This window comes from Luteibacter yeojuensis (assembly GCF_011742875.1).
Classification (GTDB): Bacteria; Pseudomonadota; Gammaproteobacteria; order Xanthomonadales; family Rhodanobacteraceae; genus Luteibacter; species Luteibacter yeojuensis.
In genome coordinates, this window is record NZ_JAAQTL010000001.1 from 1,245,527 (window position 1) to 1,258,361 (window position 12,835).

Annotated in this window: 12 protein-coding genes; 1 reads left to right on the forward strand and 11 read right to left on the reverse strand. The window is 67.3% G+C overall.

The window, feature by feature from the left end; translation table 11 throughout:
• Window positions 1-13: 13 nt before the first annotated feature.
• The 10 genes from HBF32_RS05440 to HBF32_RS05485 all read right to left on the reverse strand — a co-directional run bounded on the left by HBF32_RS05440 (window position 14) and on the right by HBF32_RS05485 (window position 9,914).
• Entirely contained in the window at window positions 14-535 is a 522-nt protein-coding gene (locus tag HBF32_RS05440) for a hypothetical protein (RefSeq protein WP_166698695.1), read from the reverse strand.
• A 72-nt stretch (window positions 536-607) separates the two neighbouring features.
• Window positions 608-1,234, reverse strand: a complete 627-nt coding sequence (locus tag HBF32_RS05445) for a DNA repair protein (protein WP_166698696.1) — start codon at window positions 1,232-1,234, stop codon at window positions 608-610.
• 9 nt (window positions 1,235-1,243) lie between these two features.
• Window positions 1,244-2,950, reverse strand: a complete 1,707-nt coding sequence (locus HBF32_RS05450; RefSeq protein ID WP_205287707.1) for a putative porin — start codon at window positions 2,948-2,950, stop codon at window positions 1,244-1,246.
• Window positions 2,951-2,985: 35 nt separating this feature from the next.
• On the reverse strand, window positions 2,986-3,666 hold the full coding sequence (locus HBF32_RS05455) for an energy transducer TonB family protein (RefSeq protein ID WP_205287708.1): 681 nt from the start codon (window positions 3,664-3,666) through the stop codon (window positions 2,986-2,988).
• A gap of 4 nt (window positions 3,667-3,670) precedes the next feature.
• Entirely contained in the window at window positions 3,671-4,078 is a 408-nt protein-coding gene (locus HBF32_RS05460) for an ExbD/TolR family protein (protein ID WP_166698697.1), read from the reverse strand.
• 11 nt (window positions 4,079-4,089) lie between these two features.
• Complete coding sequence (locus tag HBF32_RS05465) at window positions 4,090-5,865, reverse strand: DUF2341 domain-containing protein (RefSeq protein ID WP_205287709.1); 1,776 nt, start codon at window positions 5,863-5,865, stop codon at window positions 4,090-4,092.
• A gap of 39 nt (window positions 5,866-5,904) precedes the next feature.
• A complete protein-coding gene (locus HBF32_RS05470) occupies window positions 5,905-7,515 on the reverse strand; it encodes a ShlB/FhaC/HecB family hemolysin secretion/activation protein (protein WP_205287710.1) in 1,611 nt (536 codons plus the stop codon).
• A gap of 136 nt (window positions 7,516-7,651) precedes the next feature.
• Window positions 7,652-8,617: a FecR family protein gene (locus HBF32_RS05475; protein ID WP_240147919.1), complete on the reverse strand. Its 966-nt coding sequence runs from the start codon at window positions 8,615-8,617 to the stop codon at window positions 7,652-7,654.
• A gap of 5 nt (window positions 8,618-8,622) precedes the next feature.
• Entirely contained in the window at window positions 8,623-9,231 is a 609-nt protein-coding gene (locus HBF32_RS05480) for an RNA polymerase sigma factor (protein ID WP_166698699.1), read from the reverse strand.
• On the reverse strand, window positions 9,219-9,914 hold the full coding sequence (locus tag HBF32_RS05485) for an STN domain-containing protein (protein ID WP_166698700.1): 696 nt from the start codon (window positions 9,912-9,914) through the stop codon (window positions 9,219-9,221). Before HBF32_RS05485 ends, HBF32_RS05480 begins: the two co-directional genes overlap by 13 nt.
• A gap of 187 nt (window positions 9,915-10,101) precedes the next feature.
• Here HBF32_RS05485 and HBF32_RS05490 point away from each other — a divergent pair, with 187 nt between their 5' ends.
• Window positions 10,102-10,449 carry a hypothetical protein gene (locus HBF32_RS05490; protein ID WP_166698701.1) on the forward strand — a complete coding sequence of 116 codons (348 nt, stop codon included), beginning with the start codon at window positions 10,102-10,104 and terminating at the stop codon, window positions 10,447-10,449.
• A 13-nt stretch (window positions 10,450-10,462) separates the two neighbouring features.
• Here HBF32_RS05490 and gspD read toward each other — a convergent pair whose 3' ends face one another.
• Window positions 10,463-12,790 carry a type II secretion system secretin GspD gene (gspD, locus tag HBF32_RS05495; protein ID WP_166698702.1) on the reverse strand — a complete coding sequence of 776 codons (2,328 nt, stop codon included), beginning with the start codon at window positions 12,788-12,790 and terminating at the stop codon, window positions 10,463-10,465.
• Window positions 12,791-12,835: the final 45 nt, after the last annotated feature.

Here is a 12,835-nt window from a genome sequence, read left to right on the forward strand (position 1 = left end):
GTGTGGGCGGCGGTCACGGTGCGTTCCCGCCCGCGAAGTCACCGGTCATCGTCGCCACTTCATCGTTCAATTCGGGCAGCGCGGCGAGCTCCCTGAGCTCGTCTTCGCTGAGTTCGCGCAGCACCGCGCGGATCGCCAGGCGGCGGCCGTCGTGGAGCCATGCGTTGAGCACGCTGGCGATCGCACGGATCGTCGGCAGCGCGGTTTCGTCCAGTTGCGGCTTGCGGTGGCGCAGCCGGTCTTCCACCGCATAGAGCACGCGCGAGCCCAGGAAGGCCGAGGATTGGCGCACCAGCGTTTCCAGCGCCTCGCGCGAGCAACGGTCCATCAGCACTTCCGCCGCCCTGCCCTGGCGCGCCGCGAAAAGCTGACGAAGCATTTCGGCCAGGGCATGCATGCAGTTCATGCCGCAGATCCGCGCATCCGCCGCGGCACGGGCACGCGAGCTGCGCGGCCGCTGCACGTGATAGGCGGGCAACGACGCGGGATCATGGTCCGGATACATGGCCGACCTCGCCGGATACAGGGGACACATGGGGACCTCCGTGTCCGGTGCGGTGTCCCATGCCTTCCGTTGCGCCCCACCACTGGGCAAACCCGTCCCGTTTCATGGCGTGGCCGATGCCTGGCCGGCGCGCGGATCGAAGCGCTGCTCGTAGAGCCTGTCGCCGAAGGACTGCGCCGCGTTCTCCAGCTTCGCCCGTGCCTTCGCGGCGAAGGGCTGGCGGGAGGCGATCACGTCGCCCACGTCGAGCCTCTCGTAAGCGGAGACCACTTCCTGGCCCACGCGGTACATCCGTACGTTGCGCGCGGTACAGGCGTCCACTTGCCCTTTCGCCGTCTCAAGCTCCTTCGCCAGTCGCGCGCGTTCGGTTTCGGCGGTGCGCAAGGCGACGGCCGCCGAGCCGGCATCGGCCTTGCCGCGCTGCAGCTCCGCCTCGGCGGCCTCGCGCTTCCGGCGCTCCGCGGCGAGCTCCCGGCTGGCTTCGGGCGACAGGCCGCCCGCGCTCTTCGCCGAGGCGCGCGCCGCCTCGGCTTCTTTCCTGGCATCGTCGCGCTCCTTCTCGAGCGACGCCTTCTCCGAAGCCCATTGCGACTGTCGGGCCTGCAAGTCCTGCAACTGCGCCCGCGCCTCGCGCAGCTGGTCGCGGATGCGGCTTTCCAGGCTGGCCGTCTGCGCATGCGCCACCGGCAGGACGGACAGCCATGCGAGTGCGATGAGGGTACGTTTCATGTCGCCTCCTTAGAACCGCGCATTCATTTCGAGCTGGAAGACGTCGATCGAGAGCGGCGGGCCGAAGACTTCCTTCGCGTTGAAGTAACGCGCACTCAGCCACGCGTACGGCGAGATGCCGTAGCTGCCGCCGAGGATGAAGCCCTTGGCATTGGTGCCGCCCAGATGGAAGTCGGTGTCGGTCAGGCCGTCGAGCGTCGCATCCGGCTGCAGGTACTTGTAGGCCAGGGCCATGTTCCAGTCGCCGGCGGCGTGCGGATTCACGTCGCCGAGCGTGGCGCGGACCATCCATCCCACCGGACCGCTCTTGTACGTGTTCTCGCTGAAGTCGCCGGCGCCGAAATTGTTCACCAGGCGATTGATGCCCACGTCATCGCGGAACGCGTCGCGACGGTGGTAGGCGAGGTTGCGGATATAGTCGGCCTCGAGGCGCAAGGGAGTGTCGGCCACCTTCATGTCGAGCTGGGTGTTCGCATCGGCCACGTGGTAGTCGTACACCAGGCCCACGTACTGCGGCTGCGCATAGCTCGACGGCGAGTTGGGGTCCGGCACGATGTCGCGGATGAGGAACAGCGAATTGCCCTTCTGCATGAACGCCGACCGGGTGGCATCCGTGTCGCAGTAGGTCACGCCGAGGTAGATCGAGCACGGTGAGGACAGCTCGCCGCGCATGTGGTCGAAGCGGTAGTAGGCCAGGGCCAGCTTCCACTGCGTGTCCTCGTTGAACTTCCAGCTGCCACCGATCTGGGCGCCGGTCATCCACTTGTCGCGGCTGGAGTTCTTGATGCCCTGCTGCGACGGGAAGTCGTCCGCCTGGTACTCGATCGGGAACATGCCCAGGTTCGCGAACGTGCCGATCTCGTCGGTCACCGGCATGTCGAACTTGCCCACGATGCCGTCGAAGTTCAGGTCGTTCGAATAGACCAGGTCCGTGCTCATGAACGGGTTCGGCATGCGACCGCCAATGACCTCTGCCCAGGAGGTCGGCTTCCACGCCAGCCAGGCCTGATCGAGCCAGAGATCTTTCTTCGCGAGGCCACCGCCAAGGGTCTGGGTGGTGGAGACCGGGTTGTTGTCGTTGCCGGTGCCGATGCGGATACCGGCGCTCACGTTTTCGCCCAGGTCCACGTTCACGCCCAGGCGCGCACGGATACGCAGCGAATTCGTGCGGTTCTCGAGGGTATTGAGCAGCGGCGGCGGGTTCGCGCCGTTGAGGTCGTAGGGACCCGTGCGGTTCAGCTGCGCGAAGTCCACGACGGGATAGGCATTGCCTTTGTCGAAGTAATGGAATTCGTCGCGCACGCGCATGTCGCCTGACCAGCCGATGCGATCCAGCCACTCCGGCAGCTTGCCCGGCTCGGCCCAGTGCTCGCTCTTCGCCTGCGCCACGACTTCCTGGCGCAGCTCGTCCTTGATCTGGTTGCGCACCACTTCCGGCACGTAGGTCACGCGCACCTGACCAGGGACCGCCGGCACGGCGTTCGCCGTGCCGGCCGCTTTCCGCACCTGCGCGGCCTCGGCATTCGCCTGGGCGATGAGGCCATCGGCGTCGGACTGGGTCAGCACGCCGCGCTTCACCAGGAGGCGCACGAGGTTGATGGTGGCGTTATCGGACGGCGCACTCTGTGCATGCGCGCCGCCGGCGCAAAGCGCCAGCACGATGGCGGCCGTCAGCATGGCTCGCGCGGGGCGGTGGCGGGCCTTTCCGATGGTCATTCGAACTCTCCGGGTATGTAGTGGATTGACGGCGCTCATGCGGGACGCCTCCCGCGGATGGCGACGCGCAAGGGGAAGCGCAGGGATGAGGGTGGCGCCACGTCGATGCGCGGCATCGCGCGCAAGGCGTCCATGAGCGCCGCGTCGGTCTTTTCGTTGCCGCTGGAGCCCACCAGCTCGGCACGCGTGAGGCGGCCTTCGGCATCCAGCCACACATCGGCGCGCACGTCGAAAACGAGACGGTTCACCCGCTCGTCGCGCTGCACGGCCTGCTGGATGGCATAACCGAGATACTGGTCGTAGCTGCCGGTACCGGTACCGCTGCCGCCGCCGGAACCCATCATGCCGCCGCCGTCGCCGGCACCGATGTTGAAGGCGTCGCTGCCGGCCTGGGCATCGCCCTTGATCGTCACGTTCTTAGCGATGTCGTTGCTCGGCTTCGGCGCGTCGACCGGCTTCTGCGGCATATCCTGCGGTTTCTCGACCGGCTTCATTTCTTCCTCCACCTTCTTCGGCTCCGGCGGCTTTTCCTTCGGCGGCGGAGGCGGTGGGGGCAAGGGCGTGATCGTGGCGATGCGCGGCGCCTCGCGCCGCACGCCCACGCTGCTGCCGGCGAAGTGCCAGACGAGCGCGGCGAGCAGCAGCACGACGGCACCGCCCAGCACGGGACCGAGCCAGCGGCGCTGGCGGCGGCGATGGTATGGCTGCGTCGTCACGCGCTCATCCCTTCGGCGACTTGCCGGTGACCAGGCCGACCTGCGGCAGGTCCACGCGACGCAGCAGGTCGAGCACGTCCATCACCTTCTGGTACTGGACGGTGGCATCGCCCTTCACCACCACCGGAAAATCCGGATTGATCGCCTTGAGCGAGCGCAGGCGCTGCTCGAGTTCGTCGATGGTGACCGGATACGCGTCCAGGAATACCTGGCCCGAATCGGCGATGGTGATCGCCTTCGTCTGCGGCTTGGCCATGCTCACCGCGGCGCTGGCCTTGGGCAGGTTCACCTTGATGCCCTGCACCGATGCCGTGGTCATGATGATGAAGATGACGAGCAGCACATAGGCCAGGTCGAGCATCGGCGTGATGTTGATGTCGTCGTACGGTTTGTCGTCGTCTTGCGCGCGCATGATCCGCTCCCTCAGGCCGCGACGGCGGAAGGCTTGGACGAACGCTGCTGTTCCGCCAGGCGCGTCACGAACTCGTCCACGAACACCTGCATGTTCGCGGTGACGTTCTTGTTGCGGATCAGCAGGTAGTTGTAGCCGAACAGCGCCGGGATCGCGACGAACAGGCCAGCGACGGTGGCAAGCAGCGCCGCGGCGATGCCCGGGGCGATGGCGTTCACGTTCACGTCGCCGGCCGCGGCGATGGCCGCGAAGGTGATCATCACGCCCACGACGGTGCCGAGCAGGCCGAGGAAGGGGCCACCGGAGATGGCGATGGTCAGGAGCACCATCGACTTCGACAACGCCTGGTTCTCGCGAACCAGCACCGAGTCCATGGTGGCGCGGATGGCCTCGATCGATTCGGGAGCGATGCCGTCGTGGCCGTCGGCATCGTGGCGGCTCCACACTTCCGCGGCGCCGACCTTGTACAGCCGATAGAGCGACGCATCGCCCAGGCGTGCGGCGGCCGGATCGCGCGACAGCGCGAGGATGTTGCGGCCCTGCTGACGGAACGCATCGAGGAAATCGTCGTTCGCGCGGCTTACCTTGCTCACATACGCGGCGCGCTGCCACATCACCAGCCAGGAGATGGCGGCCATCACGAGCAGGATGGCGATGACCACCCAGGCATCCGCGGTCACCGATTTCACGATGATGCCGAAATAGCCGAAGCCCACGCCCGACTGTTTCTCGTCCGCACCGTAGGCCAGCAGCCTCGACTCGGCGCCCTGCGCCTGCGCGTCCACGGCGATGAGCGTGGCCGGCCGGGCGATGCGCGACAGGCGCACTTCGTCGAGCATGCCCGTGAACGGCACGAAGGTATCCGCCTGTCCGGCGACGTCGCCGCCGAGGGTGGCCTGGCTGGTCATCGCCGGCAGCTTCGCGTCGAGCTTCGCATAGGGACGGCCATCGACGTACAGATCGATGTCGTTACCGGTGGCGGTGAGGGCAAGGTACGTCCAGTCGCCGGCCTTGACCGCCTCGCCGGCAGCGCTGACGGCATCGTCCACCTGGACGAAGGGCACGCCATTGTCGAGCCCGACGATCAGCTTCCGGTCGCCCTGGCGACGCGCGTAGACGACGGAGCGACCTGCCGGCACCGGGTCGGGCTTGATCCAGCCGCTGAAGGTGAAGCTGCCGCCCTCGGCCACGTTCATCGACACGCTGCCCGGCAGCGTGACGATCTTCGAGCCGTCGAAGCGCGCGGCCTTGCCGATGATGCCGTCGGCCGTGAGGATGTCGTTGCCCACCGCGTTGTTGGCATAGGCCGTGGCGTCGCGCGGCGGCGTACCGGCAGGTTCCTCGAAGTGGTAGACGGCGGCGTAGTCGGCGTCGAACACCGCACCGGCCTTCTCGCCGCCCTGGGCCTTCGGGTTGCCGTAGTACATCCATATCTGCTGCTGGCTGTCCGCGCCCAGCTGCGGCAGGTCCACCCAGACCAGTGCGACGCCCAGCACCGGGTCGAAGCTCTCGATCTGGTAGTTCAGCGGGGTCTTGTCGTCCGAGGCGACGAAGCGCACGTCGGCACCGCTTTCGGACACGCCGTCGAAGGTGAAGTTGCCCGAATGCAGACGAACCAGCAGCGGCACGCGGCCCGCCGCGATGGCGACGTTGCCGCCCTTCGCGGTGGTGTCGACGGTGATGGCCTTGCGGAAGGCGAAGTCCTGGTTCCACCAGGAGGCGTCGGCATAGGCCGCCGGCATCCAGCCGAGAAGCAGCAAGCAGGTCAGTAGCAAGAGTCGAGTCACGGTAATACCCCTGGAATGTCTGAAAGTCCGACCTGCCGGTCAGAGATCCGCCTTGAGTGAAAAATGGATCCGCGTGTCGTGCGCGCGCGTCGCCTGCCCGTCCTTGAACGGATAAGCGATCTCGAACGCGCCGGTGGCGATGTTGAAGATCTGGAAACGAGTGCCGAGACCCGCGCTGGACAGGTTGTAACTGTGGATGCGCGTGCTGCCGGCGTCGGGGTTCGCCGGGTCGACCAGGGTCGGCAGCGCGTTCATCAGCACGAGGTGCGCGGCGTCGACAAAGGCGTGCAGGCGCAGGTCGTTCACCCACTCGCCGAGATGCCGGGCGATCGACGGCGAACGCAGCTCCAGCGAGCCGATGGCGCCGTGGTCCGCGGTCTGCTCGGCCTCGAGGTAACCGCGCACGGTGCTCTCGCCACCGGCCGCGTATTGCTCGCTGGAAATCAGCGAGGAATTCGACAGTTGCAGGCCGAGGCGTCCGGCGAGGGTGAAACCGCTGTCCAGGGTGCGCGTATGGCCACCGTCCACCTTCACGTAGAAGAAGTTCGCGCGCGCCTTGTAACGCTGGTTGTCGAACGCCGCTGCGCTGCTGCCGCCGGCGCGGAAGCCGACCGTGCCGCCGACGGCGACGGTGCTGGACGATTTCTCGCCGAACGACTGGCCCTGGTAGGTCACGTTCAGCGGGATGTACGTGATCGGCGACTTCGAGGTCTGGTCGGCCAGGCTGATGTCCTGGTCGAAATGCTTGCGTGTCAGGCCCATCGACAGCGACTGCGAATACTCGCTGTGCGTCGGGAGGTTGCGGATGAGGTTGAAGCCGAACGCATTGCCCTTGCCGAGCACCGTGGTCCCGCCCACGGCGTTGGCATTGCTGTTGGACTTGTAGGCCGAGGCGAGCAGGCTCCACTCCCCGCCCAGCGGAATCATGTACGACCCGGCCCAGACTTCGGCCGCGTCGCGATCCTGCGGCGCGACGATGTACGTGAGCGAGGCGGACTGACCTTCCTGGAAGAGGTTGTCGTCGCGGACACTGGCAACGGTACGCAGTTCCGGCGTGTTCACGCTGTGGTCGTTGTTGACCTCCAGGCTGGCATGCCACGGCGACGGATCGGTGACCTTGAGCGTCACGTCCATCGTCTGCGGCAGCTTGCCCGGCGTCAGCACAGGAAGCACCTGCGCCCCGCTGCGGCGGTTCACGTCGGTGAGCTGCTGCTGGGCCCGCCTGAAGTCCGGCACCTCGCCTTCGCGCAACGCGGGCACCGCGTCGCGGATGTCCTTCGGCGACCGGTACGTCGCGCCTTCGACGCGCACACGGCCGATCGTGTTCTCCGTGACCTGGAAGCGGATCACGCCACCCTTCACCTGCTGCGGCGGCAGGTCCACCACCACCGACTGGTAGCCGTGCGCCTGGTAGGCCTTCTGCAAGGCGTCGCGCGCGGCGGTCACGTCGTTCATCGACTTGCCGGGACCGAGGAACGGATAGACCGCCGTCTCGATGTCCAGGGCGTGGAGCGTGGTATTGCCGTCGACGACGTATTCGTTCACGTCGAACGACGTCGGCGCATCCTGGGCGGCCGCACCGCGCGCGAGGCCGAGGAACACGGCCAGCGCGAGTGCGCGCACCTGCCGGTGGGCCGCGATACGCATCATGCGTTCACCCGTACTGCTCTTGCTTGCACGCTCGATCCCCTGCTGTTCCGTTTGCCCACAAGACGCGCGGGCACGGGTGGCACTGAACCGTTGTCACAAAAAATTCACCGGCCGTCGGCGGCAGCCGGCGACGTGCTCAGCTCAGCAGCACCCAACCGCCGGGCAGGTGCGTCGCGTGCGCGCCGTAGGCGTCCTCGATCAGCGTGGCCACGTCGGCCATCTGGTCGAGCGTGAAGCGCGCATGCACGCGCCTTTCGCCCAGCGTGCGATCGGTGATCACGATACGGCCCGGGCGATAGCGATTGATGTCGGCGACCACGTCGGCAAGCGGCTGGTTGTCGTAGATCAGCACGCGATTGCGCCACGCGAGCGCGGTATCCGTGTTCACGGCCACCGCCGCCGCCACGCCGCCGTCGTCGAAGGCCACCTGCTGCGCGGGCTTCACTCGCGTCTTCGTGCTGCCGACGGAGAGGATGGCCTCACCGTCGAGGCAGGTCACCGCGGATTCGCTGTCGATGCAACGCACGGCCACCGACGACCCCGGAACCGAAACGACCCGGGCATCGGCAATCTCCACCACGAAGGGAGCCTTCCGCGATGCGTCGACGCGCACGACCGCCTCGCCGCCACGCAGTCGCATGCCGGTCACGGCTTCTCCGCTGCCGCGCAGGCCGATGTCCGTGGCCGTGTTCATTTCGACGGTCACGCCCGGTACGACCTCGAGCCGCCGTTGCTCGCCCACGGCCGTACGCACGCGCGAGGCATCCCCGCCGCCGACACCGAGGTCCATGCCATGCCTTCCGACGAACAACGCCGCGATCGCTGCGCCGACGGCGGTGGCGAGGAACATCCGCCGCCCCATGCGCACGCCATGCCGCGGCGGCACGCGTTCGCTCCGCTCCGGGCGATCGTGGCGGGCGATGGCGGGACCGAGGTCCTCCCACATGCGCCGCGTGCGCGCGAAGGCTTCGGCATGCCCTTCGTCGGACAGGCACCAGCGACGGAACGCCTCGGCGTCCTCGCGGGTGGCCGTGCCCGATGTGAGGTGGACGAGCCACGCCCGGGCCTGGCGCTCGCTGTCCTCGATGCTGGTCGTTCCCATATCGCTCAAGACGGATCGCCCGCGCCGGGACCGAACCGCTGGATCGAGCGGCGCCCCACTTTTGTGGCACAGGTCTCAAGAGCCTTCTTGAGTTCCTTGCCCACCATGCGCACCGATATGCCATGCCGGGACGCGATTTCCGTATGCGGCTGCTCTTCCACGCGGGCCGCGATGAGAATCTCGCGCTGGCGGCGCGTGAGGGCGTCGAGCGCCGCACCGAGCGCTTCCAGGTCCTGGCGCGAGGCCAGCACGGTCGGCGGATCGACCGGATCGTCCACGCCATGCAGCAGTTCGTCGACCTCGGCGCCGGTCAGCAGGCGGCCGGCACTTCGATGCTGGTCCACGGCCATGTTGAGCGCCATGCGGAACAGATACGCGGTGGGATTCGCGGGAAGAGGGCTTGCCGCAGACTCCATCGCGCGCGGACGCGCTTCCCACAGGACCGGGGACGATGCGTCACCCGGGGTCAGCCGTTCCACCTTCAGGTACGTCTCCTGCAATACGTCGTCGACCAGGTCGTCGGAACGCAGGCGGCGGCGCAGGCGCCTGCGGAAGTCCTCGTAGTTGTCGAGGAAGGTGCCGAGCAGCGTGGTCTCCACGGTCAACCTTCCCATGCGCCGGATTCGCTGCAGCGATGCCCGGCCGCCGGCGCGAGCAGGACGGTCACCGGACTGAAACGATGGAGCGTCGATGGAACCCGCACCGTGCGCACGGCCGCAAGGACCTTGTCGTCCCTCGCAGGGTCGTCGGACGGCGCGAGCGCGATCGCATTCGCGACCCTGCCGGCGGAGTCGATCCATACCTGCATGGCGAGACGGAACGCACCGGGGCGTGTCGCCACGCGCGCGCACAGTGCCCGCTCGAGGGCCGACTGCAGCAGGCCTGCCGTCCGGTCGTCCATCGCCGGGACATCGGCAGGCTCCGGCATGGCGGGAACATCGGTGGGTGCGGCGTCGGGCAATGCGACGGTAAAGGCGTTCATGGCCGAGAAACGCGCTTCGAGGCCGGTACCGAGCAGAACGACGCGCAGCGCATCGCGTGCCGTCGCCTCGCCGTGGATGCCCTGGCTCCGCTTGTCGGCAACAAGGGCGTCGTCGAACAGCACGGCCGTGCCCGATGCTTCGCTGAAGGCGCGCAACGCCGTGGCGAGAGCTTGTGCGTCGATGTCGAAGCGCGTTGGCGCATGCGTTCCTTCCGCCCCCTGTGGCCGATCCGCCGACGCCCGCTCCTGCGCCACCGATCCGGGTGGCGCGAGCAGGACCATGCACGCGACAAGCGCGAGGACGCTGCGTGCCACGGTCATTCCTCGTGCATGGACGATGGGACGGGAGCGGGTCTTCGGGGGGAAGGCTAGGTGCGCCAAATGACAGAACGGCGCCGGGACGGTGACATGATTAATGACAACATCATGACGTCTTTCGATTTGCTTACGGCTGCAACCGGTTACGTGGTATTCCGTAAGCCGTTGCTACGGAGGGAAGGACATGGCTATCCGCTCGTCGATCGCAGCGTTACTTGTCCTGGCGACGGCTCGCGGCGTTCCGGCGCAGGTCGTCGACCTGCCCGAGGTGCGCGCGACGGCCGACGCCGGCTGCGTCGAGCCGGCCCACGGCACATCGCCGGCCCTGTCGTATGCATGCCTCACCCGCATGATGACGGGCACGCCGTCGACCCCGACCACCGCCTTGCAGGCCGACCCGAGCCAACGGTCCAGCAACACGCTGGGCCTCTACAACGCCAGCGGCCTGCGCCATCGAATGGGCCCCAACCTGGGCACCTCGGTACAACCGTACCGGCCGAAGGTCACCTACCTCAACCCCTTGGCCCGGTAGCGGCTCCTGCAACTCAAGGCTTGTTGAGCGGCACGGTTACCGTCGGCTCGCCGCTGCCCAGCTTCGCTTCGGCGCGATACGGACGCAGGGATTCGAATTTGCGCTGGTACTCGTCGGTAACGTCCTTGGCTTCCTGGCCATTGCTGATGACGCGTGGCGTGATCAGCACGATCAGCTCCGTGCGGTCGCGGTTCCGGGAGGTTGAACCGAACAAGCGGCCGATGACAGGAATGCGATTAAGCCCCGGGATACCGGTATCGGTCACGCCTTCCTGCTGCTTGATCAGGCCACCGAGCAACACCGTCTGCCCGCTCTGCACCGCCACCTGGGTGGCGACCTCGCGCTGCTGGATGGGGAAATTGCCCGTGGTCGTGTCTTTCAGGCCCGGCGCACTCACCACCTGGTTGATGTTGAGGTAGACCAGGCCGCCCGGATTCACGCGCGGGCGCACGTTGAGGATCACGCCGGTGTCCTTGTATTCCACCTGGCCGATCGTGTTGTCCGTGTTCGCGCTGGTGTTCACGAAGGTCTGCGTGATCGGTATCTGGTCGCCGACCTGGATGTGCGCCTTCTGGTTGTTCAGCACCACCAGCGAGGGCGCGGACAGCGTCTTGGTGTTGCCGCTGGTTTCCAAAGCCTTCAGCGCCACGGAAAGCTCGTTGTTCACGAAGGAATAGAAGAACGCGCTCTTGCCCTGCGTGAAGGTGTTGCCGCCGTCACCGAGCGCCCACTGCTGGTTGTTGCCCGGCTGGCCGACACTGCCGTTGGAACCCCCGACGAGGCCCTCCAGGTACCACTGCACGCCGAACTGGAACTGGCCGGTGAGCGCCACCTCGAGGATGCGCGTCTCGATCTGCACCTGCAGCGGCACGGCGTCGAGGCGCTTGATCGCCTGTTCGATTTCCGACCATTGCGAGGGACGGCAGCGCACCATCAGCTGGTTGTTCGAATCCACCGAGGTGATGCGCACGCCTTCATCCGTCGTGACCGGCCCGCTGTGCTGGCGGCGCGACGAGGAGTCGTCGCCGAAACCGCCGCCGCTCGAACCGAACGACCCGAAGGACGAACCGCCCATGCCGGACGACGAGGACGGATACGCGCCGTTGAGCCCATTGTTGTTCGTCGTATTGAGGAGCGAACCGGACGACGACGTGTTGCCGAAGCCGCCGGTGGTGCTGCCGAGCCCGGAGCCGTCGCGGTTGCCGAGGTCGCTGTCGCCGCCGAGCGTGCCCGAACTCAGCCCCGGCCCCACCCGGCCGCCGCTGTCGCCCGAACGGCCGCCACCGGAACCGCCTCCGTAGATGTCGGAAAGGTATTGCGCCAGATCCGCGGCCTGCACATTGCGCACGTCGTACACGTACAACTGCGGTTCGTTGCCGCCGCCGCGATCGATCCGGTCGATCCAGCTCTTCACTTCCTCCAGGTACGCCGGCTGCGGACTGATCACCACGAGCGAATTCGTCCGCTCGATCGGAATGAAGCGCAGCAGGCCCGCCATGGGCGTATTGCCCTTCTCCCCGAACAACTTGTCCAGCGTCGGCGTCAGCTCCTTCACCTCCGCCCGCTGCAAACTGAACACCCCCACCGACATCCCGCGCAGCCAGTCCACGTCGAAGGTCTTCACCGTACGCTCGTAGTTGTCCAGCTCGCTCGGCGTACCGGCCATCACCAGCACGTTGCGCGTCGGATCGGCCAGCAGCGTCGCGTCCGGCCGCGCGAACGGCTTGATCAGCTTCTGCATCTCGGTGGCCGAGATGAAGCGCAACGGAAACAGGCGCGCCTGCAAACCGCCCGGCGGCGCCGCCGCGCCGATGCTCGGCACCAGGTTCCCCGCCACCGCCTCCTTGGACGGCAGCACCACGTAGCGACCGTTGGTCTGCACCAGCGCGTTGCCGGTCCACGACAGCAGCGTCTCCAGGATCGGCAGCGCCTGCTCGCTGGTCACCGGCTGCGAGGTGGAAAACGACACGTTGCCCTGCACGCCCGGCACGATCGAGTAGTTCTCGTGCAGCAGGTCGCCCAGGATCGCCTTGACCACCGACTCCACCGGCTGGTTCTCGAAATTGAACGTCACCGTGCCCGACCCCGCCGCCACCGGCCTGGGCTTGGCCAGCCCCACCGGCTTGACGAACTCCCCCGTGCCCGTGGTGATGTCCGGTGCCGCCGCCGGCGGCACCGGCGGATTGCTGTCGCCGATCGCCAGCGGCCTGGGCGCCGGCTTCTCCGTCCCGGCCAGCGCCTCGCGCTGCAACGATCCATCGTCCCGCGGCTGCGGCAGCGTCGTGCAGCCGGCAAGCGCGACCGCGAGCGCCGTAGCGGCGATCAGAGAACTCTTAGGCATGGAACAACGTACTCCCTCGTTGGACACGGCTATGGATGCCGACCC